General features: G+C 57.7%; 24 protein-coding genes. 14 read left to right on the forward strand and 10 right to left on the reverse strand.

All coding sequences use genetic code 11. The features are described from left to right. Positions 1-24: 24 nt before the first annotated feature. Positions 25-2547 carry a glycogen/starch/alpha-glucan phosphorylase gene (locus tag IQ273_RS13125; RefSeq protein WP_194023626.1) on the reverse strand — a complete coding sequence of 841 codons (2523 nt, stop codon included), beginning with the start codon at positions 2545-2547 and terminating at the stop codon, positions 25-27. Positions 2548-2995: 448 nt separating this feature from the next. Between IQ273_RS13125 and IQ273_RS13130 the strand changes: the two genes are divergently transcribed. The 3 genes from IQ273_RS13130 (at position 2996) to IQ273_RS13140 (ending at position 7237) form a co-directional block, all read left to right on the forward strand. Beyond that, the gene (locus tag IQ273_RS13130) at positions 2996-3310 is read left to right on the forward strand and encodes a hypothetical protein (protein WP_194023627.1); all 315 of its coding nucleotides are present in this window, start codon (positions 2996-2998) and stop codon (positions 3308-3310) included. Between the two features lie 625 nt (positions 3311-3935). Further along, positions 3936-6467: an FxSxx-COOH system tetratricopeptide repeat protein gene (fxsT, locus tag IQ273_RS13135; RefSeq protein WP_194023628.1), complete on the forward strand. Its 2532-nt coding sequence runs from the start codon at positions 3936-3938 to the stop codon at positions 6465-6467. Between the two features lie 482 nt (positions 6468-6949). Then, complete coding sequence (locus IQ273_RS13140) at positions 6950-7237, forward strand: hypothetical protein (protein WP_194023629.1); 288 nt, start codon at positions 6950-6952, stop codon at positions 7235-7237. A 48-nt stretch (positions 7238-7285) separates the two neighbouring features. On the opposite strand, the gene IQ273_RS13145 is transcribed toward IQ273_RS13140, so the two are convergent. Further along, a complete protein-coding gene (locus tag IQ273_RS13145; RefSeq protein ID WP_194023630.1) occupies positions 7286-8920 on the reverse strand; it encodes an alpha-D-glucose phosphate-specific phosphoglucomutase in 1635 nt (544 codons plus the stop codon). A gap of 187 nt (positions 8921-9107) precedes the next feature. On the opposite strand from IQ273_RS13145, the gene IQ273_RS13150 reads away from it, so the two are divergent. Continuing rightward, the gene (locus tag IQ273_RS13150; RefSeq protein WP_194023631.1) at positions 9108-10082 is read left to right on the forward strand and encodes a GNAT family N-acetyltransferase; all 975 of its coding nucleotides are present in this window, start codon (positions 9108-9110) and stop codon (positions 10080-10082) included. Between the two features lie 74 nt (positions 10083-10156). Here IQ273_RS13150 and IQ273_RS13155 read toward each other — a convergent pair whose 3' ends face one another. Beyond that, positions 10157-10747, reverse strand: coding sequence for a DNA-3-methyladenine glycosylase (locus IQ273_RS13155; RefSeq protein ID WP_194023646.1), 591 nt, complete (start codon positions 10745-10747; stop codon positions 10157-10159). A 111-nt stretch (positions 10748-10858) separates the two neighbouring features. Here IQ273_RS13155 and IQ273_RS34390 point away from each other — a divergent pair, with 111 nt between their 5' ends. The 5 genes from IQ273_RS34390 to IQ273_RS13175 all read left to right on the forward strand — a co-directional run bounded on the left by IQ273_RS34390 (position 10859) and on the right by IQ273_RS13175 (position 14147). Then, positions 10859-10981 (forward strand): hypothetical protein, encoded by a 123-nt coding sequence (locus tag IQ273_RS34390; RefSeq protein WP_255534497.1) that lies wholly within the window; start codon positions 10859-10861, stop codon positions 10979-10981. A 161-nt stretch (positions 10982-11142) separates the two neighbouring features. Beyond that, a complete protein-coding gene (locus tag IQ273_RS13160; RefSeq protein WP_194023647.1) occupies positions 11143-12753 on the forward strand; it encodes an MBL fold metallo-hydrolase in 1611 nt (536 codons plus the stop codon). A 92-nt stretch (positions 12754-12845) separates the two neighbouring features. After that, positions 12846-13244 carry a PPC domain-containing DNA-binding protein gene (locus IQ273_RS13165; protein WP_194023632.1) on the forward strand — a complete coding sequence of 133 codons (399 nt, stop codon included), beginning with the start codon at positions 12846-12848 and terminating at the stop codon, positions 13242-13244. A 176-nt stretch (positions 13245-13420) separates the two neighbouring features. After that, positions 13421-13675, forward strand: a complete 255-nt coding sequence (locus tag IQ273_RS13170; protein WP_194023633.1) for a UPF0175 family protein — start codon at positions 13421-13423, stop codon at positions 13673-13675. After that, complete coding sequence (locus IQ273_RS13175; protein WP_194023634.1) at positions 13665-14147, forward strand: DUF3368 domain-containing protein; 483 nt, start codon at positions 13665-13667, stop codon at positions 14145-14147. The genes IQ273_RS13170 and IQ273_RS13175 overlap by 11 nt, the downstream gene beginning before the upstream one ends. Before the next feature lie 5 nt (positions 14148-14152). Here the strand turns inward: IQ273_RS13175 and era are convergent, their stop codons facing one another. The 3 genes from era to IQ273_RS13190 all read right to left on the reverse strand — a co-directional run bounded on the left by era (position 14153) and on the right by IQ273_RS13190 (position 16013). Continuing rightward, positions 14153-15124, reverse strand: a complete 972-nt coding sequence (gene era / locus IQ273_RS13180; protein WP_313898103.1) for a GTPase Era — start codon at positions 15122-15124, stop codon at positions 14153-14155. Beyond that, a complete protein-coding gene (locus tag IQ273_RS13185) occupies positions 15108-15545 on the reverse strand; it encodes a secondary thiamine-phosphate synthase enzyme YjbQ (RefSeq protein ID WP_194023635.1) in 438 nt (145 codons plus the stop codon). The genes era and IQ273_RS13185 overlap by 17 nt, the downstream gene beginning before the upstream one ends. A gap of 144 nt (positions 15546-15689) precedes the next feature. Beyond that, complete coding sequence (locus IQ273_RS13190; protein ID WP_194023636.1) at positions 15690-16013, reverse strand: hypothetical protein; 324 nt, start codon at positions 16011-16013, stop codon at positions 15690-15692. 294 nt (positions 16014-16307) lie between these two features. Between IQ273_RS13190 and IQ273_RS13195 the strand changes: the two genes are divergently transcribed. From IQ273_RS13195 to trxA, 3 genes are all read left to right on the forward strand, one after another. After that, positions 16308-16682, forward strand: coding sequence for a hypothetical protein (locus IQ273_RS13195; RefSeq protein WP_194023637.1), 375 nt, complete (start codon positions 16308-16310; stop codon positions 16680-16682). Between the two features lie 312 nt (positions 16683-16994). Further along, positions 16995-17369 (forward strand): alr0857 family protein, encoded by a 375-nt coding sequence (locus IQ273_RS13200; protein ID WP_194023638.1) that lies wholly within the window; start codon positions 16995-16997, stop codon positions 17367-17369. Between the two features lie 221 nt (positions 17370-17590). Then, a complete protein-coding gene (gene trxA / locus IQ273_RS13205; protein ID WP_194023639.1) occupies positions 17591-17941 on the forward strand; it encodes a thioredoxin in 351 nt (116 codons plus the stop codon). A gap of 11 nt (positions 17942-17952) precedes the next feature. Here the strand turns inward: trxA and IQ273_RS13210 are convergent, their stop codons facing one another. Continuing rightward, positions 17953-18663: a hypothetical protein gene (locus tag IQ273_RS13210; RefSeq protein ID WP_194023640.1), complete on the reverse strand. Its 711-nt coding sequence runs from the start codon at positions 18661-18663 to the stop codon at positions 17953-17955. Between the two features lie 146 nt (positions 18664-18809). Between IQ273_RS13210 and IQ273_RS13215 the strand changes: the two genes are divergently transcribed. Further along, positions 18810-20765 carry a hypothetical protein gene (locus IQ273_RS13215; RefSeq protein WP_194023641.1) on the forward strand — a complete coding sequence of 652 codons (1956 nt, stop codon included), beginning with the start codon at positions 18810-18812 and terminating at the stop codon, positions 20763-20765. A 4-nt stretch (positions 20766-20769) separates the two neighbouring features. On the opposite strand, the gene IQ273_RS13220 is transcribed toward IQ273_RS13215, so the two are convergent. The 3 genes from IQ273_RS13220 to IQ273_RS13230 form a co-directional block, all read right to left on the reverse strand. Beyond that, complete coding sequence (locus IQ273_RS13220; protein WP_194023642.1) at positions 20770-21123, reverse strand: DUF4870 domain-containing protein; 354 nt, start codon at positions 21121-21123, stop codon at positions 20770-20772. Positions 21124-21424: 301 nt separating this feature from the next. Further along, on the reverse strand, positions 21425-21598 hold the full coding sequence (gene rpmF / locus IQ273_RS13225; protein WP_194023643.1) for a 50S ribosomal protein L32: 174 nt from the start codon (positions 21596-21598) through the stop codon (positions 21425-21427). A 68-nt stretch (positions 21599-21666) separates the two neighbouring features. Next, a complete protein-coding gene (locus IQ273_RS13230; RefSeq protein WP_228052963.1) occupies positions 21667-22092 on the reverse strand; it encodes a hypothetical protein in 426 nt (141 codons plus the stop codon). Positions 22093-22285: 193 nt separating this feature from the next. Between IQ273_RS13230 and IQ273_RS13235 the strand changes: the two genes are divergently transcribed. Then, positions 22286-23122 (forward strand): caspase family protein (locus IQ273_RS13235; RefSeq protein ID WP_194023645.1); only part of this gene is annotated, 837 nt, incomplete at its 3' end.

The following is a 23122-nucleotide window of genomic DNA, read 5'->3' on the forward strand; positions in this document are numbered from 1 at the left end:
CCACCCATCCACCCATCCACCCGCCTACACCTTCAGCCCCGCCTGCGACTGGTCGTACTCTAGCAGCTCGACCGGCACGGGCGACACTTTCCAGATGTCGTTGCAGTAGTCGCGGATGGAGCGATCGCTGGAAAACTTACCCATCCGCACCGCGTTGAGAATGGACATGCGCGACCAGTTTTCTTGGTCCTGGTAGGCGGTGCCGACCTGGTCTTGGGCATTGATGTAGGCCTGGTAGTCGGCCAGCAGCAGGTAGGGGTCGCTGTGGAGCAGGTTGTCGGTGAGGGGCTTAAACAGCTCTGGGTTGCCCTGGGCAAAGAAGCCGCAGTTAACCAGGTCGATCACCTCTTTGAGCTGGGGGTTGCTGGTGTAGTAGTCCCAGGGGTTGTAGCCGCTGGCTTTGAGGGCCGTTACCTCGTCGGTGGTGAGGCCGAAGAGAAAGAAGTTTTCGTCGCCCACCTGCTGGCGAATTTCGACGTTGGCCCCGTCGAGGGTGCCGATGGTGAGGGCACCATTCATGGAAAATTTCATGTTGCCGGTGCCGGAGGCTTCTTTGCCAGCGGTCGAGATTTGCTCGGACAGATCGGCGGCGGGATACACGCGCTGGCCAAAGGTGACGTTGTAGTCGGGCAAAAAGACTACCTTGAGGCGATCGCCGATGGCGCTGTCGTTGTTCACCACATCGCCGACGGCGGTAATGAACTTAATCATCAGCTTGGCCATGTGGTAGCCGGGGGCCGCCTTGCCGCCAAAGATAAAGGTGCGGGGGGTGATATCCAGGTTGGGGTTTTGCTTCAGCCGTTCGTAGAGGGTGATAATGTGCAGCACGTTGAGATGCTGGCGCTTGTACTCGTGAATGCGCTTGACCTGAATGTCGAACAGCGAGTCGGGGCTGACGGCGATACCAGTGCGGCTGTGAATATAGGTGGCCAGATTTTGCTTGATGTCGCGCTTGATCTGCCGCCAGTACTGCCGAAAGCCGGGATCATCGGCATAGCCTTCCAGCGATCGCAGCTGATCCATATCCTGCAGCCAGCCGTCGCCCAGCTTTTCGGTGTAGAGCGCGGCCAGGCGGGGGTTGCTGAGAGCCAGCCAGCGCCGGGGGGTAACGCCATTGGTAACATTGCGAATTTTGCTGGGAAACAGCTCGTGAAAGTCTTTGAGAATGGTCTGTTTGACCAGCTCGCTGTGCAGGGCGGCCACCCCGTTGATGGCGTAGCTGCCCAGGCTGGCCAGGTTGGCCATCCGCACGTAGCGCTCGCCAGATTCGTCAATTAGCGACAGGCTGGCCAGTTTGGCGGGGTCGTTCAGGTACTGCACCCGCACCTGATCCATAAACCGCTGGTTGATTTCAAAGATAATCTCCAGATGGCGGGGCAGCAGGCCGCCAAACAGCGAAATCGGCCACTTCTCCAGCGCTTCGGGCAGCAGCGTGTGGTTGGTAAAGGCAAAGGTGTGCTGGGTAATGTGCCAGGCTTTGTCCCACTCGATGCCGTGCTGATCGAGCAGCAGGCGCATCAATTCGGCGACGCCGACGGCAGGGTGCGTGTCGTTGAGCTGGGCGGCAAACTTTTCGTGGAAGTGCTCCAGCTGACGACCCGAGGCCAGGTGAATGCGAATCATATCCTGAAGGGCGCAGGAGACAAAGAAAAACTGCTGCTCTAGGCGCAGCTGCTTGCCTTCGATCTGCTCGTCGTTGGGGTAGAGCACCTTAGAGATATTCTCAGAAGTGACTTTACTGTTGACGGCACCGTAGTAGTCGCCCACATTAAACGACTGAAAATTGAACGATTCCACCGCTTCGGCCTTCCACAGGCGCAGGGTGTTGATGGTGTTGACGCTGTAGCCCGGAATTGGCGTGTCGTGGGGAATGCCCTTTACCTGCTTGGCGGGAATCCAGCGCTTGCGGTAGCGGCCATCCGAGTCGGTGTAGCCCTCGGTGTAGCCACCAAAGCCCACGGTAACCGCCGATTCGGGGTGAGGGATTTCCCAGGGGTTGCCGTACTGGAGCCACTTGTCGGTGATTTCGACCTGCCAGCCGTCGCGAATGTCCTGGTCAAAAATGCCAAATTCGTAGCGAATGCCGTAGCCAATGGCGGGAATTTGCAGGCTAGCTAGCGATTCCATGTAGCAGGCGGCGAGTCGGCCCAGGCCGCCGTTGCCCAAGCCGGGTTCTTCTTCCTGCGCGGCCAGCTCGTCAAAATTGAGGCCCGATTCTGCGATCGCCTGCTTGACCGGCTCGGTAATGCCCAAATTGAGCAAATTGCGGCCCAGGTGTGGCCCCAGCAAAAACTCAGCCGACAGGTAGGCCACTACTCGCACCTCGGGCTTGAGGTAGGTGCGGGTGGAGTTGAGCCAGCGCTGCATCATGCGATCGCGCACTGTGTAGGCCAGCGCCAGGTAAAAGTCGTTGCGGCTGGCGACTTTGGGCCACTTGCCCTGAATGTAGAACAGGTTGTCGGCCAGCGCCCGCCGCAGAGTATCGACGCTGAGACCAGTGCGATCGTCCTCAATATCGACCGTGGGGCAATTGGGGGGAATGGCCATGGGGGACTCCTGAACAGGGGCAGAATGGGCGAGGGTCGTGATCTGCGATGCCTTTTTTCGTCACTGTAAAGGAAATAGGTTATGAACGGGTTTAGGCCCAGAAAGGTTTAAGGTTCGAATGGGTGTAGTTTCTTCTGGGTAGAGCTATTGACAGGAGCGGGGGAGCCAGGGGGCAGAGGGGCAGAGGAGCCAAGGCTGTAGTCGAGCACAGAGCATTGTTAAATTTGGGCGCTAAATTTAGGCAATGTAGGAGCGTATAGGGATTGTTTTCCCTGCTGGAGCTTGGGGAAGAGTCTGTCCTGACTGGCGGGCGGTGGAGCCATAGAATAGACCAGCGTCTACAAAGGTCAGAAACACCAAAATACAACTAACCCTAAGCACACCAGAGCAGCCCTGGCGCTATGCCAAGCCAATCTGCAATACCTGAAAATAGAAGCTCAAAAATATTATGTCTAGCGAAGAATTTAAGCTGGCCGATAGCGTTGTCTATGACGCAGCTACCCAAGAAGTCGTTGTTACACTCAGGGACAGTTCTCGTCATGCTTGGCCTGTGAGGCTGCTAGAAATGGTGCAGAGTGGGGCCGATGCTTGGCTACCGTTGGTAGGGCTAACGGATGAGCAACTGGCGAAGGTGGAGGTGTATGGTGGCGGTCAATATATTCTGTGGGATGAGTTGGGCCAGGTCTTTAAGGTTTCTGATTTGCTAGCTGGGGTCTATGGGCGTGAAGAATGGATGAAAAAGCTCATGGCCACGACCAAGTAACCTGACTCCCTATTGTGCATCCCCATACTCCAGCATGGGGACGAGCCCAGGCAAAACACGTTACCTCATAGCTGGGTTGGATTAAGGCCGAGAATGCCCCCACCTGCTGACCTGATACTTCTACGGGGTTTAGCGTGTCGCTATTGACCTGGCGCTCTCGGTGTTTTTGCGGCCATGTTTAAAAATAATGCGGGCTGCGCCTTTAATGATGAGGGTGTTTCTTTAGAAAAGGCGGGTGTTTATTGAAAACACGCGGGTGAATTCAATGAACAGGTGTCCATTCATAATAAACACTTTCATTTTTATTTAGAACACTAAAGTGATCCTTATGGATCGCAAAGTGAATTCAATGATCATCACGGTGAATTCGATGATCACCAAGGTGAATTCAATGATCACTTTGATTTTGGGCTAGATCACGACGATGTTTTGGTTCAAGCAGAGGGTGAATTCAAGCAATGACCGGCTGGATTTGGGGTGTGGGGTGCGATCGCACCGTTTAGAGACGTGCGCTGAAATAAAGTACCGAACACGTTGGTTAGCGTAGGGTGCATTCGCGAAGCAATGCACCAATAGGGAAGATGGCAGTCTGGGTTATCTTTGGGGCAGGCTCTACAGCGACCCTATGACCTCTGGCGAAGCACTCTCTAACCCGCCCAAGCTATCGGCCATTCAGCGGCTCAAGCTCATTCGCACGCTAAACGGGTTGCCGGGGCCGCAGTTTGGGGAGTTGGCCTTTAGCCTAAATCCGCCGCCAGGAATTATTCCCCCTGACATTGCCGCCCAGGGAAATCGCACGTCTGTTTTGTTGCAGTGGGCAGAGGGCACGGGCGGCCCAGGGCTGGCGGTGGTGCAAGAACTGCTGAACGAGATTTTGGGAGAACCCAACCCAGTTGCATCGAACAGCCCGAACAATGGCCCCTTGTTTTTGGCTCCGCGCCGGAACCCGTTCTTTACCGGGCGAGAGGACGTGCTAGCGCAGATTCACCAGGCGATGGCAGCGGGGGAACCAGCGGCGCTAAGCGGCCTGGGCGGCGTGGGCAAAACGCAGACGGCGGCGGAGTATGCCCATCGCTACCGAGGGCAGTACAACGCTGTGCTGTGGGTGCGGGCCGAAACCGTGGATGAGCTAATGTCGGGGCTGACGGCCCTGGCCCAAGACCTGGGGCTGGCGCTGAGCCAGGAGGCCGACCAAGCGGTGGTGGTGCAGGCGGTGAGGGGCTGGTTGAGCAAAAACACTGGCTGGCTGCTGGTGCTAGATAATGCCGACCACCTGGAGCTGGTGCGAGACTGGCTGGCGCTGTGCGATCGGGGCCACATTTTGCTGACCACTCGTGCCTCGGAGACGCGCCCGCTGGCGGTGTGCGTGCCAGTACTAAAAATGCCACCGCAGGAAGGGGCGCTGTTTTTGCTGCGGCGCAGTGGCAGGGTGGGCAAAGAGGGCGCATGGGAAGAAGCTACAGAGGCCGATCAAGCTTTGGTGCTGGCGCTGTGTGCGCAGATGGATGGGCTACCGCTGGCCCTAGACCAGGCGGGGGCCTACATTTTAGAAACGCCCTCTAACCTGAAGGAATATTTGCGGCTTTACGAAACGGCTGGGCCGCAGCTATTGGCCCAGCGGGGAGACAACGCCCTCGACCATTCTTCGGTGACGATTACGTTTGGGCTGGCGGTGCAGGTGGCGAGCCAGCGACTACCGGCGGTGGCGGCGTTGCTGAATCTGTGTGCGTTTTTGGCTCCGGATGGCATTCCAGAAGAGGTGTTTAAAGACGGTGCGGCGTTTGAGGAACCGTTGCAGAGTGCCCTGGCTGAGCCGCTGGAGTATATGGCGCTGCTGCGGGAAGCGGGGCGGTTTTCGCTAGTGGTGCGCGATGTGGAAGAGCAAACCTTTAGCGTGCATCGGCTAGTGCAGGAGGTGATTCGCGATGGGCTGGATGAGGCGGCGCAGGAAAGCTTGATTCGGCAGTTGTTGGAGGCGATGAATGGGGGGTTTCCAGACCCTGAGTTTGCGAATTGGTTGGTGTGCGATCGCCTGCTGCCCCATGCCCTGGCTTTAGTAGGTTGGCAACAGCGCTTTGCGATTGAAACTGAATCAACTGGAAGACTACTGCATCAAATTGCAAGTTATCTGGATGATCGTGGTCGCTACAGCGAGGCCAAACCCCTCTTACAAGGCGCCCTGACGATGAGAAAACGGCTCTTGGGCAACGAGCATGCCGATGTCGCCACTAGCCTCAATAATCTAGCCTTGCTCTACGACAATCAAGGTCGCTACAGCGAGGCCGAACCCCTCTACCAAGACGCCCTGGCGATGAGAAAACGGCTCTTGGGTGACGAGCATCCCGATGTCGCCCAAAGTCTCAGTAATCTAGCCTTGCTCTACGACAATCAAGGCCGCTACAGCGAGGCCGAACCCCTCCTCCAAGACGCCCTGGCGATGAGAAAACGGCTCTTGGGTGACGAGCATCCCGATGTCGCCACTAGCCTCAATAATCTGGCCTTGCTCTACGACAATCAAGGCCGCTACAGCGAGGCCGAACCCCTCCTCCAAGACGCCCTGGCGATGAAAAAACGGCTCTTGGGTGACGAGCATCCCGCTGTCGCCCGTAGCCTCAATAATCTGGCCAGTCTCTACAAAAATCAAGGCCGCTACAGCGAGGCCGAACCCCTCCTCCAAGACGCCCTGGCAATGTATAAACGGCTCTTGGGTGACGAGCATCCCGCTGTCGCCCGTAGCCTCAATAATCTGGCCAGTCTCTACAAAAATCAAGGCCGCTACAGCGAGGCCGAACCCCTCTACCAAGACGCCCTGGCAATGTATAAACGGCTCTTGGATGACGAGCATCCCGATATCGCCCGTAGCCTCAATAATCTGGCTGGGCTCTACAAAAATCAAGGGCGCTACAGCGAGGCCAAACCCCTCTACCAAGACGCCCTGGCGATGTACAAAAGGCTCTTGGGTGACGAGCATCCCGCTGTCGCCCTTAGCCTCAATAATCTGGCTGGGCTTTACGACAATCAAGGCCGCTATGGGGAGGCCGAACCCCTCTACCAAGACGCCCTGGCGATGTTCAAGCGGCTCTTGGGCAACGAGCATCCATACACCAAGACGGTTCAGCGAAATTTGGGACGCTTGCAGCAAAGGCAATCGTCTTGAGCCTTGTAGGGGCAAACGGTTGTTTGCCCAGCCCCACTGGAGCAACCAAATAGGTTTTGGTGAGCCGGATTTTAGCGTAAACCTTGCATTGGGCGAACGCTATTCGTCCCTACAGGTGGCGTATATCTTGTACTGTTCGACGGAGGTAACAGCGCGCAATCTACGGGTGCTACCCATTCGCTGAGCGATGTCATCGCCCGATGAAATGCCTTCAAACCTGTAGCATTTTTAACTTGCGCTCGGTTAAAGGATGGGGTATTTTTGCTGGATGGCTGTGTGCGTGCAGCTGTGCTTCCCAAAAATTTAGTCAAACGCCACTGGAAGGTGTTGGTACCACCAACCAGCGGCTGACCCCTCCGACAGAAACGGCTGTCTCGGAGGCTAGGGCTATTATTGCCCAGGCCGCCCCGAACTGCACAACGTCTGGGGCGGCTAACTTTTTGGGATTCCTTACCCACTCTCAAAAAAGGAATCCCTCAACTATGTTGTGTTTTACCCGTCAAGACCTCCGAGTTCTGCAAGAACTCGGAGGTCTCAATCCCCTGCGCCTTGCAAACACCAAACCCCAGCCCGATCGCGAGCGATTGTGCCATCTGGTGATTGGCTCGCCCCAAGGAGTGCGAGGGGCAATTAACCACCTGCATCTGCTCCGGTACGCCGAACAGCGCGAGTGGAGTCAGTTGATTACCATTCCCTCCTCAGGGATTTTGATTACCCCAGAGCAGGGAGAGGTGTTTAGCCTGCTGAGGCGCGATCGGCCAGTAGACTAACAGAAGCCTAGACCTCCGAGGTTTTGAAAACCTCGGAGGTCTGAATGCCTAGGTGATCACCGTGGGCTGGTCGCGCCCGGTCAGCGTTTTGATCTGGGCGATCTCGTCAGCCAGACTAATCAAATCGGCCAGCGCCTCTTGAGTATCCTGGTTATGCTTCGCCGGGTCTGCCTCATAGCGCTCTACGTACAGCCGCAGAGTGGCGCCCGAGGTGCCCGTACCCGATAGGCGAAAGACAATCCGCGAGCCGTCGGTAAAGCCAATCCGCACGCCCTGGTTTTTGGCCACGCTGCCGTCCACCGGGTCGGTGTAGGCAAAGTCGTCGGCATACTCAACGGTGTAGGGGCCAAAGGTTTTGCCCGGCATCGAACCGAGCCCCTGGCGCAGGTTGTCCATCAGGGTATTGGCGCGATCGCTCTCCACCCCCTCATAGTCGTGGCGCGAGTAGTAGTTGCGCCCGTAGGTGCCCCAGTGCTCTTTGACGATTTCCTCAACCGACTGCCCCTTCACCGCCAAAATATTCAGCCAGAACAGCACCGCCCACAGCCCGTCTTTTTCGCGGATGTGGTTGGAACCGGTGCCGAAGCTCTCTTCGCCGCAGAGGGTGGCCTTGCCCGCATCCAGCAGGTTGCCAAAAAACTTCCAGCCGGTGGGGGTTTCGTAGCAGTCGATGCCCAGCTTTTCGGCCACGCGATCGGGGGCCTGGCTGGTCGGCATCGAGCGAGCAATCCCGGCCAGGCCGTTGCGGTAGCCGGGCACCAGGGTGGCGTTGGCGGCCAGCACCGCCAGACTGTCGCTGGGGGTGACAAAGAAGTTGTTGCCGAGCACCATGTTGCGATCGCCGTCCCCATCCGATGCCGCGCCAAAGTCGGGCGCATTGTCGCCAAACATAATCTCTACCAGGTCGTGGGCGTAGACCAGGTTGGGGTCGGGGTGGCCGCCGCCAAAGTCTTCCAGCGGTTCGCCATTCACCACAGTGCCCGCCGGAGCGTTCAGCCTGCGCTCAAACAGGGCTTTGGCGTAGGGGCCAGTCACCGCATGCAGCGAATCCATGCAGAAGCGGAAATTGCCGCCCGAGAGCAGCTGTTTGATCTGGCCAAAGTCAAACAGGGTTTCCATCAGTGCCCCGTAGTCGCTCACCGAGTCGATTACCTCGACGGTGGTGTGGCCCAGGCTGTGGGTGGCAACGCGATCGAGGTCAATATTCGAGGCATCGAGAATTTTGTACTCGCTGATGGTCTTGCTGCGATTGTAGATCGCGTCGGTAATGCCCTCGGGGGCCGGGCCGCCGTTGCCGGTGTTGTACTTAATGCCAAAGTCTTCGTCGGGGCCGCCAGGGTTGTGACTGGCCGAGAGAATAATGCCGCCAAAGGCGTTGTTCTTGCGAATGATGCAGGAGGCCGCCGGGGTCGAGAGAATGCCGCCCTGGCCCACCAGCACCCGGCCAAAACCGTTAGCCGCCGCCATTTTAAGAATAATTTGAATCGCTTCGCGGTTGTAGTAGCGCCCGTCGCCACCCACCACCAGGGTCTGGTTTTGAAAGCCCTCCAGGCTATCAAAGATCGCCTGCACAAAGTTTTCTAGATAGTTGGGCTGCTGAAAAACCTTAACTTTTTTGCGTAAGCCCGAGGTGCCAGGCTTTTGGTCACTGTAGGGCTGGGTGGAAATAGTTTGAATACTCATAGGATCACAATTTGCTCTCAGGTCAACCAGGTGCAACCTCAGGATAAATCCCTGGCTAACCCCCAAGGATAAATCCCTCTATAACTTAGGGGAGAAATCGTAAGAGTTGGTTAAGAGGCGTTTTAACGTCAGGAAGCGGCGACGGTCAAGGTGTAGCAGACTGAAGCCCCCCGAATCTGCTGAATCTATGACGAAACACCTACTGATGTCGGTCAACTCGCGCCCCAGTACAGGAGCCGAAGATTTGCCTGCGATCGCCGCCTTTTACGAGATCTGCGACCAGGTCGATCGCCTGGACCGTGCCCCCTCGCTCGAAAATCTTCAGCGCCGTCTCGACCACCCGCCCCCCGGCGGCACCCAATACCACCAGCTGTGGGAAACCGCTCAGGGTCAACTGGTAGGCATTGTAGCTCTGTGGATCGAAGACCCCACCGACGTTCTGGAAGGCTGGGTGGGCGTCTCCGTGCATCCCGACTATCGCGGCGCTCATTTAGAAGCCGAACTACTGAGCTGGGCTGAGCAGCAGGTTCAAGAGCAGGCCACTGTCGCCCAGCGTCCCGCCAAACTCTGCGCCGGGGCCAGAAGCGATGCTTCCTACTACCGGGCCATCTACGAGACGGCGAACTATGAGATCATTCGCCAGTTTCACGATATGGCGCGATCGCTGGCTGACCCGATCCCCCAGCCGCAGTTTCCGCCAGGTTTTACTTCGCGCCCAACCAACGCCGACGAGGCCCTCGCCTGGGTGGAGATGTTCAACGAGAGCTTTATCGATCACTGGAACTTTACGCCGATGACGCTGGAGGATCGCCAGTTTCGTCTCGGTTACCCCACCTACCAGCCCGAACTTGACTGGGTGGTGACGGCTCCCGACGGCAACCTAGCCGGGTTCTGCAAAGGCCACGTCGACCACGACGAAAACGCCCGTAGGCTGCGCAATGAAGGCTGGATTACAATTTTGGGCACCCGGAGAGGTTATCGCCGCCTTGGTCTGGCGCGGGCGATGCTGCTGCAAGGGCTGCACCAACTGCACCTGGCAGGTATGGATTCCGTCCTGCTAGGGGTCGATACCCAAAACCCCAACCAGGCCACGGGGCTGTACGAGTCCGTAGGATTCACCATCAAAGAAACCTACCTGACCTACCAAAAGTCCCTCAGCTGAGAAACCGGGTTTCTGCCCCAAACCCTGACTGTAGGCGGGGAAAAGTAAGCAACCCGGTTTCTGCCCTGGAGAATTTATCGCTTCGACACCGCTTTCGAATCTGTGACGTACCAGCGCCAGGGCAGATCGGCCCCCTGGGTCAGACCGATGCGGGTGGTTTGGGTAAAACCGATTTCCCCCACCTCAAGCCGCCGCTGCCAGTCAGAATCTCGATGCTCTAGCCAGAGCCCTGTCGCTGGCACTAGGGGCAGGTCGGTGAGGGTGCGATCGATATCCAGAAGCTTGCATAGCTTGCCAGGGCCAGCCCCCCAGCGGACAGTTTTTTCGGCCCGATACCCCTCTAGCCAGGGGGGCATTGCGTCGAGTTCGACAGCGCGAATAAGGACGGCGCTGGGAATGCGATCGCGATCGGTGACCACATTAAAACAGTGGTACATGCCGTAGATCAGGTACACATAGCTAAAACCGGGGGGGCCAAACATGACCCGATTGCGGGTCGTTTCGCGGCGGTAGGCATGGCAGGCCGGGTCGCCCTCGGTATAGGCCTCGGTTTCAACAATGGTGGCGCTGAGCTGGCGACCATCGGCCCAGCGGCGCACCAGCCGACAGCCCAGTAGATCGGGGGCGACCTCCAGCGACGATCGCGCCAGCCAGTCTGGCGCAATGGGAGCAGGCTGATTAAAAAGCTTTACATTGTCTTCTGGGGCAGGCTTGTTAAGATGACTCAAAACCAAGGCTCCGATCACACCGACCTTCTTATCATCCCTACTGCTCCTATGGATATCAAACTCGTTCTCGCTATACTGACCGGATTGTTTGTGGTTGCCACCCTATTCTTTGGCACCAAAAACGGCTTCTACGACACCGACCAGTACCATGGTAACGGTTCAGCCCACTAGGCCTGCTAAGCTTTAGCTCAGCTACTGGCCCAGTTCATCGGCTAACTGTGCCGCTGCTTAGGGTAGCCGCTGCTTAGGGTGTTTGCCATTCCGTGAGTAATCTGGTCTGCTTTCCGTTCGGTGCGGGTCACGGCCAAGAAGGGCTGTGCCTAGAGCTGCGCATGGGTCCCCATCGGATTGTGCTGGACTGTGGGCTGCGCGACTTGGCGGCGCTAGAGGCTGCCCGCGATCGCATTGAAACCGCCGACCTGCTCTTTTGCAGCCATGCCCACAGCGACCACGCTCGCGGCGTGCGAGAGTTTAGCCAGAGGTTCCCTCAGGTGCCCATCTACGGCAGCGAGGTGACGGCCCAACTGCTGCCGCTCAACTGGCTGGGCGAAACGGTGCCGCCCCACCTGTGTCAGGCGCTGCCCTGGCAAACCCCGATTAGTCTGGCCGACGACCTGACCGTGCAGATCTGGCCAGCGGGTCACCTACCGGGGGCCGCCTGTGCCCTGTTTACCTACCATTCGCCCCAGCGCCCCTACACGGTGTTTTTTACGGGCGATTTTTTTATGTCCAACTCGCGGCTGGTGGATGGCCTGCCCCTAGAGGCCCTGCGCGGCCTCAAGCCCGATGTGCTGATTATCGAAGGCAGCGCTGGCACCGTTCGCCACCCCCATCGCCGTCAGCAGGAAAATTTACTGGCCAGCACGATCCAAAGTCTGGTGCAGCAGGGGCGATCGGTGCTGCTGCCCACCCCTACCCTGGGTATTGGCCAGGAGCTGGTCATGCTGTTGCGCAGCCACTACCAGTTCACCGGGCAAGATATTACCGTCTGGGTCGATGAAACCGTGGCGGCGGGCTGCGACCTCTACCTAGAGCTGATGCCGGAGTTTCCCAGCAGCGTACAAAATTTTGCCCGCCATCAGCCGCTGTTTTGGGACGAGCGCATTTTGCCCCGCGTGCGGCGTCTGGGCGTAGACGGCCATCCCGAAGCCGATTGCCCCTGCATTATGATTGCCCACCGGGAAGTTGACCTCAGTGACCACTGTCGCAATTCGAATCAGGCCTGGACGGTGCTGCTGCCCGACTCCTTTGCCACCGCGATGGCCGACCTACTGCTGGCAACCAGCAGTGACCCTGGCCCTACCCTGGGCTGGCTGCAAACCCTGGTGCCAGAGCTAGAGTCGGAGCAAGTACAGCTCGACACCTATCAGCTCACTACCCACAGCGATCGCGTTGGCACCACTCAGCTAATCCACAACCTCAGACCCCAGCACGTGGCCTTTGTCCACGGCAAACCCACCCACCTAGCCGACCTAGCTGGCCTAGAAGAACTGCAAACCCGCTACCAGCTTCACCTGCCCTCCGCTGGTAACGAGGTGGAGTTTCCGATCGGCGATCGCTTCATTCAGCCCGCCGCCCCCGAACCCATTTTTGACGGCGAAATCACCGAAATCGACGACAGCGTGCTGCTGCTGCTGCCAGAGGCTCTCACCACTGATCCCCGCTGGGCCGCCCTGGCCGACACCGGCCTGGTACAGGCCCGCTGGCAGGGCCACGAACTGGTAATCAAGGGCCTCAACCAGCGCGACCTGATGCGCACGGTGACCAGCAGCGATACCCCCTGGCAGCCTCCCAGCTGCCAAACCTGCCGCCACCAGCGCGAAGGCCGCTGCCGTAACCCCAACTCTCCCCTCTATGGGCTACAGGTTAGCCCTGAGGGGGTTTGCCCTGTGTTTGAAGCGCGCCCAGCTCGGGCAGAGCAGGATGATGAGGCGTCGGCGTAGGAGTGGATGAGTGAGGGGGTGGATGGGTGGATGAGTGGGTGTGGCAGCATCAAAAAAGTACTTACCCACCTACCCACCAACACTTTTCCCCCATGCAAACCTACTGCCTTCGCCTCACACCTGGGCAAGATCTCAAGCAAGAATTGCAGGCTTTTGCCCAGGCCCAAGCGCTAGAGGCCGGGGTGATTCTTACGGGGTTGGGCAGTTTGACCCAGGCATCGCTGCGGTTTGCGGCGGCAGAGAAGGCGAGTGCGATCGCTGGCCCGCTGGAGCTAATTTCCCTAAGCGGCACGCTGTCGCAGCACGGCATGCACTTGCACGGGGCCGTGGCCGATGCCCAGGGCCAAGTCTATGGAGGGCACATCATGCCGGGCTGTTTGATTCGCACGACGGCGGAAATTGCGATCGCCAACTTACCTTACCTGCGCCTACACCGCCAGCCCGATCCGGTTACAGGTTATTTAGAACTGGTCGTTGATGCTTTTCCCTAACCCAATGCTAATTCACCTATTAGCCCTCAACGTTTAGACAGTTACGAGTTGCCTGACGCTTACAAAATCTCTGTAGCTAGAAATCGCCGATAGAATAACAATATTGGGGCGTGGGCTGCCAACCTAGCTTCTAAAATTCCAAAGCAGCTAAAAATTTCACAGCGACAGTATTTCCTATGCAAAGTATCGAAATTCAGCTGCCAGAAACAGTTTTCTCAGCTCTTCGCAAAGCGCCAGAGGAATTTGTCCAGGAAATGCGCGTGGCCGCCGCAGTCAAATGGTACGAGCTAGGTGAAGTTTCCCAAGGCAAAGCGGCTGAGATTGCTGGTTTGTCTCGTGCGGGCTTCATCAATGCTCTAGCTCGCTATAAGGTATCAGTGCTTCAGTACACGGCTGAAGAACTTGCTCAGGAATTAACTGATGTCACTTGAGCGGGTTGTGGTAAACGCCTCACCGCTGATTGTGCTGTTCAAAAGTGGGCAGGCCGAACTTTTACCAAAACTCTTTCGTGAGATATTGGTTCCCCAAACGGTTTGGCAAGAGGTAACTATTCCGCAAGATGATACAGTTAGTCGGCAATTGCCCGACGCTACTTGGGCAACAGCCGTTGAAGTTTCCATCAATTCTGAAATCGCTGCCTGGGATTTGGGTGCAGGGGAATCAGCTGTGCTCAGCTATGGGATGCAGAACTCTGGCTACCGAACCATCATTGACGATGCCGCCGCCCGCCGCTGTGCCCGTACCTTAGGAATCGCAACTCTGGGAACTGGAGGGGTACTTGTTCTAGCAAAACGGCGAGGGCTGATTGACTCCCTAGGCGATCGCCTAACACGTTTGCAGGATGCTGGGCTTTGGCTATCTGAGAGTGTTATTGCCATGCTCAAACAGCAAGCCGGAGAGTAAATAACTTACTCCTCAACTCGGTAGCCGAAGTCTTCAAGGCGGCTGCGGGACTGTCGCCACTTGGGCACGACTTTGACAAACAGCTCCAGGTAGACCTGGCCCATCACCAGCTTTTGAATCTGCTGGCGGGCATCGGAGCCGATCACTTTCAGCATGCTGCCCTTTTTGCCAATCAAAATGCCCTTCTGCGAATCGCGCTCTACGTGGATGGTGGCGAGAATGCGGGTAATCTTGGTGTCTTCTTCGACTCGGTCAACGGCGATCGCCACCGAGTGGGGCACTTCTTCGCGCGTGTTCAGCAAAATTTGCTCGCGGATGAGTTCGCCCATAATGAATCGCTCGGGTTGGTCGGTGACCAGGTCGGGCGGGTAGTAGTAAGGGCCAGGTTCGAGCTGATCGATCAGGGTGGCCAGCAGGGTGTCGAGGCTGGTTTCATGCAGGGCCGAGAATTTGACTAGGGGCCAGCCGTGTTCGTCAGCTAGCCGCTGATAGCTGGCATCGAGGGGGGCGATCGCATCCTCGTCCTCAGGCTGCTGGTCAACTTTGTTCATGCCCAGGATTACTGGGCCGCTACTGTGGGCCAGCAGCTCGGCTACAAACTGATCGCCCCGCCCCATCTCCACACTGCCATCCACCACTAGCAGGGTGGCATCCACCGAGTCGATCGCCATTCGGGCGTTTTTGACCAAAATCTTGCCCAGCTCGTGGTGAGGCTTATGGATACCGGGGGTATCGACAAAAATAATTTGCGCCTGGTCATTGGTCAAAATGCCGCGCAGGCGGTTGCGGGTGGTCTGGGCCGTGGGGGAGGTGATCGCCACCTTTTGGCCCACTAAAGCATTCATCAGGGTCGATTTGCCTACGTTGGGGCGGCCCACAATGCCTACAAACCCCGACCTAAACCCCTCCGGCGGGGTGGGGATAGCGCTGTAACCGACCGGGTCAAAGGTATCCACCATACTAATAGCCTGTGACATGAACCACGACCTCACGAGCTGAACCCCGTGCCCGGTGTTCCCACAGGTAAAGGCCCTGCCAGGTGCCCAGGGCCAGCCGCCCCTGCATGACGGGGATAGTTTCGCTGGTGTGGGTCAGCACGGTGCGAATGTGGGCGGGCATGTCGTCGGGGCCTTCGGTGCTGTGGATGTAGTGGTTACCCTCGGGCACCAGCCGGGCCAGGAAGTTCTCCAGATCCACCAGCACGTCGGGGTCAGCGTTTTCCTGAATGATTAAGCTGGCGGAGGTGTGGCGCAAAAACACCGTACACAGCCCAGTCTCAATGCCGGAGGCGCGCACCACCTCGTTGACCTCAGCAGTAAAGCGCTGGAGCGACTTGCCTCGCGATCGCAGGGTGAGCAACTGCTGATGGTGGCGGGTGGTGGCGGTATTGGGTGTCATCGGTTAAATCACCAGAATAGACCGTTCTCTATTCTGTCAGAATTGATCCCCTCTGTCAGAATTAATCGCCACCAGACCTGACGGTTGCTTAGGGTCGTGGTTCTAGCCAGGCAACCCAGAAATGGGATTAAAGCGGTTACGCGGCTACTCCACACTGAGGGGAACCAGGCGACCCTGGGCCGTTAGCCCCAGCCGCATGGGCGCATGGGCCAAAATTGGATTACCGGTCAGGGCGCACACCTGATCGCGCTCGGCCACTGCACCAAAGCTGGCGCAAATATCGTCGGGCTGAATTTGCACAGTGCCTTCTGCAGGCCCTTGCTCCACGTACTGCCAAAGAATGTCGCGAATCAACGCCTGATACCCCCGATCGCCCGCCAGGGCTTTGAGTTTTTCCTTCAGCGATCGCTCCAGGCGAATGCTGGTAACTTCCATATCAGTGGTCGATACGCGAGTTAGGGTTGGCATTGTCGGGCACACCTCCAAAAAGAACATAGAAATTGGGCTCGATGGCTGGTCACAAACAGACGGTTGGCGACACTAAAGAGAGTCGCCAGGTCTGTGTCATGGCTATTTGTATTCTGGACTACAGGTCACTACTTAATAGTTTAGACAGACTAGACACGTTTGTATTACACGTGTAGTATTAACGTTATTCGAGCGTATCCGTCAAGCTTCAGCCCCTGAAGCCAGGTGCCCAAGCAAAACGGTGCTCTCACTGCCTTCCTAAGCCTTGTTGTTTCACGCTTGAGGAACTCCGCTATGTTACGAATCCTGTCTACTGGCAACGCATTTGATATCGCCGTCACCACGGGCGATGCTGGCCAGCTAGGCATGGCGGCGGAGTTCGATGGTTACTTTAGTGACCGCATGGGTGACCTGACTGGCGGCCTGATGGGCCGACTCGTGGTCAGACTGATGCACCCCATCTGTGGGGCGACCCTGGGCGATGCTCGCAGGACTGATCTATCTACAGGGGTTGCCCTCGGGGGCGATCGCCGTTGGGAAGATCGGTTCCTAGGCTTCAAGCCATCCCTCAAGTTATGGGGATGCCTCGCCAAGGGCGATCGCATTGGGTATTGCGTCAGTCAGCGATATCTCCGCCCTCTCTCCCAGCATTCTGTGTCTCAGCATTAACCTGACCTCCCAACTGGGTTAGCTTCTTGGGGTTTAGCGCCAAGGAGCTAATCGCCTGGGAATGGCCGTCCACGGCTAGTTCCGCTTCGATCAGGCTCCAGATTTGGGTTTGCAGCACCGTTGCCGCCGCCGCTGGCCAAGAGCGCCAGGGGTTCGCGTCGGTATTTGCTCACGGCATGGCCTTCAACAGCCAATTCCTTTGCCCGTGGGCCACCGCGTGATTACGGCGGACCGCTGCCGCCTCGACACAGCAGAACTTAAGCGCCGAAACCAATTCATAGCAATTCACAAGTATTCAAGGCATGAGAGCTCATGTTGAAGTTGACCTATTCCGATGCCGATTTATTGGTTGAACAATTAGACCTCAGCGTAGAAGCCGTCGTGGCCCAGCGCAGTATTGTTGCCCTGCGGGCTGGCCAACCTTTGTTCGTACAGCCCGGCTATGGAGCCTTTGCCTTGCCCGCTGACCTACCGGAGGTCGCTGCGCTTACGTCAATATCGCCAGGTGCGATCGACATTGCCCCCTGTGATACTGACTGGCTCGAAGTGACCCTGCGAGGTACCTGGCTAGCCGACAATAGCACCAGCGCCGAGGGCATTTTGGTGGCTGAACTAGGCACAGACCTGGAGCAACGCCTGGTCGCCCTTTGGGAGCGCAGCCAGTGTCCACAGGCCGCTTACTCGTAACCTAGTCTAATGAAGCAATAACGTGTTTATGGCTTTGTAGAAGTAGCTCAGCGCCTCGTTCTAGAGGCTATTGTGGCGGTTCTACAAGCGCTGCGATCGCAGGGGCAGTACCTCTGCCCCTGCCTTTCCAGGGTCAGGATGCAGTACCGTAGAAAGCGAACTCTAATGCCACTGTTGTTCACGTTTCATTTATAGTCCTAAGCTTGTAAGGAGGTATCCCCATGGCCGACGAAGCCACCTATCTGACCATCACCGCCGACAATTTTGAAGCCGAAGTGATGCAAAGCGATGTGCCGGTGCTAATCGACTTTTGGGCTGCCTGGTGTGGTCCCTGCCGCATCATGAACCCAATTATCGAAGAACTGGCCGAAACCTTTGCCGGGCGGGCCAAGGTTGCCAAGCTCAACGTCGATGAAGAAGATGCCCTAGCCCTCCAGTACCACGTGATGGCCATCCCCACCCTGATTTTCTTTCAGAATGGGGAGCGGGTTGACACGGTCGAAGGGGTCGTGGCCAAGGATGACTTGACGGCTCGACTGGAGGCGCTGGTGACCACCAACTCGGCGGCATAGGTGTGCTGCTCTTACTGGGCTACTCCCCGCAGCACCGCTTCGCCATCGACAAACTCTAGGCCGTCGAGGGTCAGCCCGGCCTGAGGCAGGGCAAGGTTAATGCGTTCGGTAATCTGGGCCGGGTCGAGGCCGGTGAGGCGAGCCACGTCATCTACGGTCAGGTTGACCCGACCAATTTGTACGCGGGTGTCGTTTCCTAGCACCAGGCGGCCATTGTCAACGCGGGGGCTGCCTTCGATGCCGATGTAGAGGGGGCGATCGCCCAGCATAGGCACGGTGCTCAGCGCCGTCTCTAGAGCCTGCTGTGCTTGGGGTGGCAGGCTTTGGGTGGGCAGGTCGGCAGGGTTAACGACAATGCCGCCAGCCACGCGATCGCCGCGAATCGTAGCGTTGAGGCTATCTGCCGCTGGCAAAAACTGGGCCACCTGAGGTGTCTGAGCAATACCCTCCGCCAGCAGCTGAGTTAGCTCAGCCTCGGTCAGTGAAATTTCGACCCGATTATCGGTGCTGTAACGCACCCCCTGACCGCTGGCCAGCTTGCTCTGAAGCAGGTTGCCGCTGCCAGCCCTGCTATCGACCACAACCGTATCGGCCCCGCTGGTGCTGTACCAGGTGGGCAGCGCTGTAGCCCGGTTCCAGTAGAAGGCGGTGGCGGCGGCGGCCCCCGCCGAAAGCCCTATCACTAGCGAGAGCACCAGTACAACAGCCTGTTTCGTCCGCATCTCAGACCACTCTCCTGTCGTTTAGTGAGTATCGTCGAGTCAGTGTAGCTCAGCTCTCCCAGGCTCGCAAAATCGTGTGTGGCGATTGCTGTAAAGACCCTAAAGTGGCCTATGGTATTGGTTGTAAAGACGTAGAGAACAGCAGCATGGGCACGACACAGGGGTTCATCCGCAGGGTCATCGGACTAGGGCGGCGAGTGGCGGCCCAGGTGGTGGCCCAGGTTGTGACTTTGGGGGCGATCGCGCTGCTTACCTTGGGTATGGCTAGCTGCGCCAAACCCGTGCAACCCACCGAGCTGATTTCAGAACCGACCCCCCAACCCAACCGTCTTAGCGGGCAAATTGCTGAGGTGTCTCCTCCCGAAACTCTAGAGTCACTAAAGCAAATTATCGATGCCTACACGCCCCAGGTCCGCATTCTCAGCCCCCGCCCCGGCGAAGTCCTCGACGATACCTCTGTTACCGTCCGGCTCCAGGTGCGCGGTCTGCCGTTGTTTAAAGATGATACCTACGAGCTGGGGCCTCATCTGCATCTGTTCTTAGACAATGAACCCTACCAGGCCGTCTACGATCTGTCAGAACCGATCACCTTCGCAGATCTTTCCCCCGGTACCCACACTTTGCGCGTCTTTGCGTCGCGACCCTGGCACGAAAGCTTCAAAAGCCAGGGTGCTTTTGACCAGCGCACATTCCATGTGGTCGCCCCAACGCCCCAAAACGAACTCAATGCCAAAGCGCCGCTGCTGACCTACAGCCGCCCCCAGGGCACCTACGGAGCCGAGCCGATCATGCTCGACTTTTACCTCACCAACGCGCCCCTGCACATGAGCGCCCAGGCCGAAGCCAACGACGACCTGCACGACTGGCGTATTCGCTGCACCGTCAACGATCAAAGCTTTGTGTTTGACCAGTGGCAGCCAATCTGGCTGAAGGGCTTTAAGCCAGGGCGCAACTGGGTACAGCTTGAGCTAATTGACGAAAGCGGCAACCCCATCGACAACCGCTTCAACAACACCGTACGCATCATCGACTACCAACCCGGCGGCAGCGATACCCTCGCTCGCCTGGTACGCGACGAACTGGGACTGAAAGAAGTAGCCGGTATTATCGACCCCACCTACGTTCCCCCTGCCCCTTCCGCGCCAGAACCGGAGCAGGTATTGAAACCTGAACAATCGTCAGACGATCTAGAGCCTGAAGATTCTGCCGTTGCTCCAGAGTTACCAGAGCAGCCAACCACTGAGCCAGAAGTGGCACCTGAGTCACCTCAGCCAGGCTCTACAGACCTACCTGAAGCGGAGCTGGCTGAGCCAGAGCCAGACGCCACCACCGAGGATATGCCCACTCCGACTGAGCCAGAAGACGAGGCTCGGCCCAACCCCTTTCTGCTACCTGAGCCATCGTCAGCCGCCGAGAGTGCTGGAGCCGATCAATTTTCGGCAGAAGAACAGGCGGATGACTCTACTCAAACCGATCAATCTTCTGTAGAAATCCCAACCGCCGCCGAACCTGAAGCCGCCGAAGCTGAGACCAAGGAAACAGTGGAAGAGGATATGGCAAAAGATAGGACTGAGCAGGTAACGCCACCAGCAGAACCCTTCGTTCCCCCGGTTCTGCCTCAGCCGGAGGCGCAGCCCGAGCCTGTGCCCGTACGCCCAACTGTCCCTCCGGCTGCCCCAGAGCAATCTATGCCTCAAGCACCAAAGGCTAAGGGGTTGCGCGATCGCTTTAAGCAGTGGCGCGGCCAGGCCAACCAGCCAGAAGCAGATCCTACTACAGCCCCTGAGCCAATCCCAGGGAGCGAAGAGCGTGCCCCCGACGTCACCCTCCCGGAGAATTTCGGTAACCCAGATAGCGAAGCGGCCCCAGAGGATACCGCCTCTAAATTGCCTGGGGTGCAGCCGCAGGTTGTCGAGCCGGATACTACAGACCCTCTGACTGAGCCGCAAAGCCCGCCTGAGACCGAAAACCTGCCTGAAGCAGACCCCTCAGCAGCAAGACCTGACGATTCTGACGGCTCGGTAGAACGGCCTCGCACTGATGAGAAACCCCGCGTTACGCCGCGATCGCCCCTAGCGCCAGAAGTTCGCCCATTTATCTAGCTATCTACTTCACCAATCGCATGGTGAGGGGATAGCGATAAGCCACGCCTTCGTTGGCTTTTACCGCCGCTAGAATAGCCAGCACTAGCCAGGCTATGGCCAACACGATTAGCAGCGGAATTCCGATCAGTACAAAGACTAAGACCCCCGACACCATCATGTAAATGGTCATGGAGATATTGAAATTGAGCGCTTCTTTACCCTGATCGGCGACAAAGGACATTTCGTCGCGCTTGACCAGCCAGATGATCAGAGGGCCAATAATATTGCCGAAAGGAATTACAAAACCGGACAGAGCGCTGAGGTGGGCAAGCATGGCCCACATGCGTGATTCCGGGTTCGAGTCGAGCTGGTTCATGGTATTGGCAGAAGTAGGAGATATGATCTTGGCCTACAGCCGTCGCCCAAAAGCGGTATGGAGCATGTCCTACCCCCAATGGCGATGGCTATATCTGCCGCCAAGCTAACTCAAGAAGCAGGATAGACGCTCTACCTTGCTTACAAAATGTAGTATTCCAAACAAATACGCTCCCTGAGCAAAGTCAAAGGGAGCGCAACCTCTCTGGAGCAAAGAGGGAAGGCCGACTAAAAGCAAGCATTCCAAGCGCGAAGCCGTTGGTAGACCTCTTCAACAACGAGAAGAAACACCAATGATGACGTTACTCGTCTTCGTCGTCTTCAGCGCTGGGGTAAATAAAGCTAGTGGACCGTCCGGTGAGCACAGACTTGCCCAGAGACATCGCTTTTTTGGCCTGGAGCGCTGCAGTGCGCTTCCAGGTGGCGCGACGCTGGTCACGCTTTTGCTTGGAGGTTTTCTTCTTGGGAACCGCCATGACAGATACTTAAGACTTCACAACCTTTCAACTATAGGCCAAGAGGGCGTAGATGCGCAATTTTGGTTTTAAAGGGGCTCTGAGGCCTGGTCACCTACCAGGTACCTAGCGGCTTCGTAGTAGTTGGCCCACTGGGTCACGTCGGGTCTGAGCTGCCATTCGCTACGGCTGACCGGCACCGTCAAGATCGGAACAGATACGCCCTGGTTATCGCCAATGATCGTGACAATGACATCGGTCATCAGCACGTCGGCGTCAAAACTGCGCTGAACGGCGGCGCGGGCCACAATTTCAGAACGTTGGACCAGGGTATCAAAGCTTTCGCCTTGCTCACGCACCAAAAACACGTTGACCCGCGAGGTGTAGGCCTGAGCTACGGGAGGGGCCACCAGCGCAGGTACCGCCGCACTGCCAAAGCCCACTAGCGCCGCCAGAACTACAGACGCTGCTTTAGACTGGCGATCGCGCCCTGTATTCCATGCAAAAAAGGTCATAGCCTGTTGCTCCACACATCCTCGCAGGATGCCCAAAAAGTGCCTTAACTGTAGCGATAGAGCCGCCAATCGTCAATTAAGAATTGTCGCTGGCCCTAGCGGCTAGCCCAGTCTTCCGTTTAGTCGTGCAGGCGCTACTATGGCAGGTGAATTTTCATCTCGAATCTACGCCCTCTGGAGGCACCCAAAAGGCATGGCAAGCCACTGGCCCGTGATCGTCGGCATCAATCAATATCAATCGCTTCAACCCCTGATGTATGCCCAGTTCGACGCCCTCGAACTGCGTGATTTTTTGGTCAATGAGGTGGGGCTGCCCGCCGAGTACTGCTCGCTGCTCACCGATATTTCGCCCATGGTGTACCAGGGCGCGGCGGCCCCCACCCGCGAGGTGCTGCTGCAGCGCCTGGCCCAAAGCTGCGATCGCGCTGGCCCCGATGACACCGTGTGGTTTTTCTTTAGCGGCTACGGGGTGCAGTGGCAGGGGCAAGACTACCTGCTGCCTATCGATGCCGACCCCAACCAAATTGAGCAAACCGGCATTTTAGTCGAAACCCTGCTCAAGCGGTTGGCCCAGGGTGGGCAGCGCCAGTCTATTATCATGCTCGACATCAACCGGCCCCAGAGCGCCTTGGCCGTCGCCCCTGGCCAGCAGGGCCTGGGTGCCCCGTCAATGGCCCTGGCTCAAGAAATGGCCATCCCCCTGGTGCTCTCGTGTCAGCCCGACCAGTTTTCTCAAGAAACCCTGGCGGTGCGCCACGGCCTATTTACCGAAGCGCTAATCGAGGGCATGCGGTTCCACGGGTGCTTGACCCTGGCGCAGCTGGTTGACTACCTGCGCGATCGCGTGCCCGAACTGTGCCAGCACCACTGGCGGCCAGTGCAAAACCCCGTTGCGGTGCTGCCCCCAGGCCAGCAGTACGCCATGTTGGTACCCCCCAGTCTGGTGGGGCAAATGCCCGTTGGCCTAAGGCCTGAGCCGGACCTTTCTCCGCCCAAACAGGCTGAGCCAGAACTGCTCATGCCCCTGCCC

Source organism: Nodosilinea sp. LEGE 07298 (assembly GCF_015207265.1).
In the GTDB taxonomy this organism is placed as follows: domain Bacteria; phylum Cyanobacteriota; class Cyanobacteriia; order Phormidesmidales; family Phormidesmidaceae; genus Nodosilinea.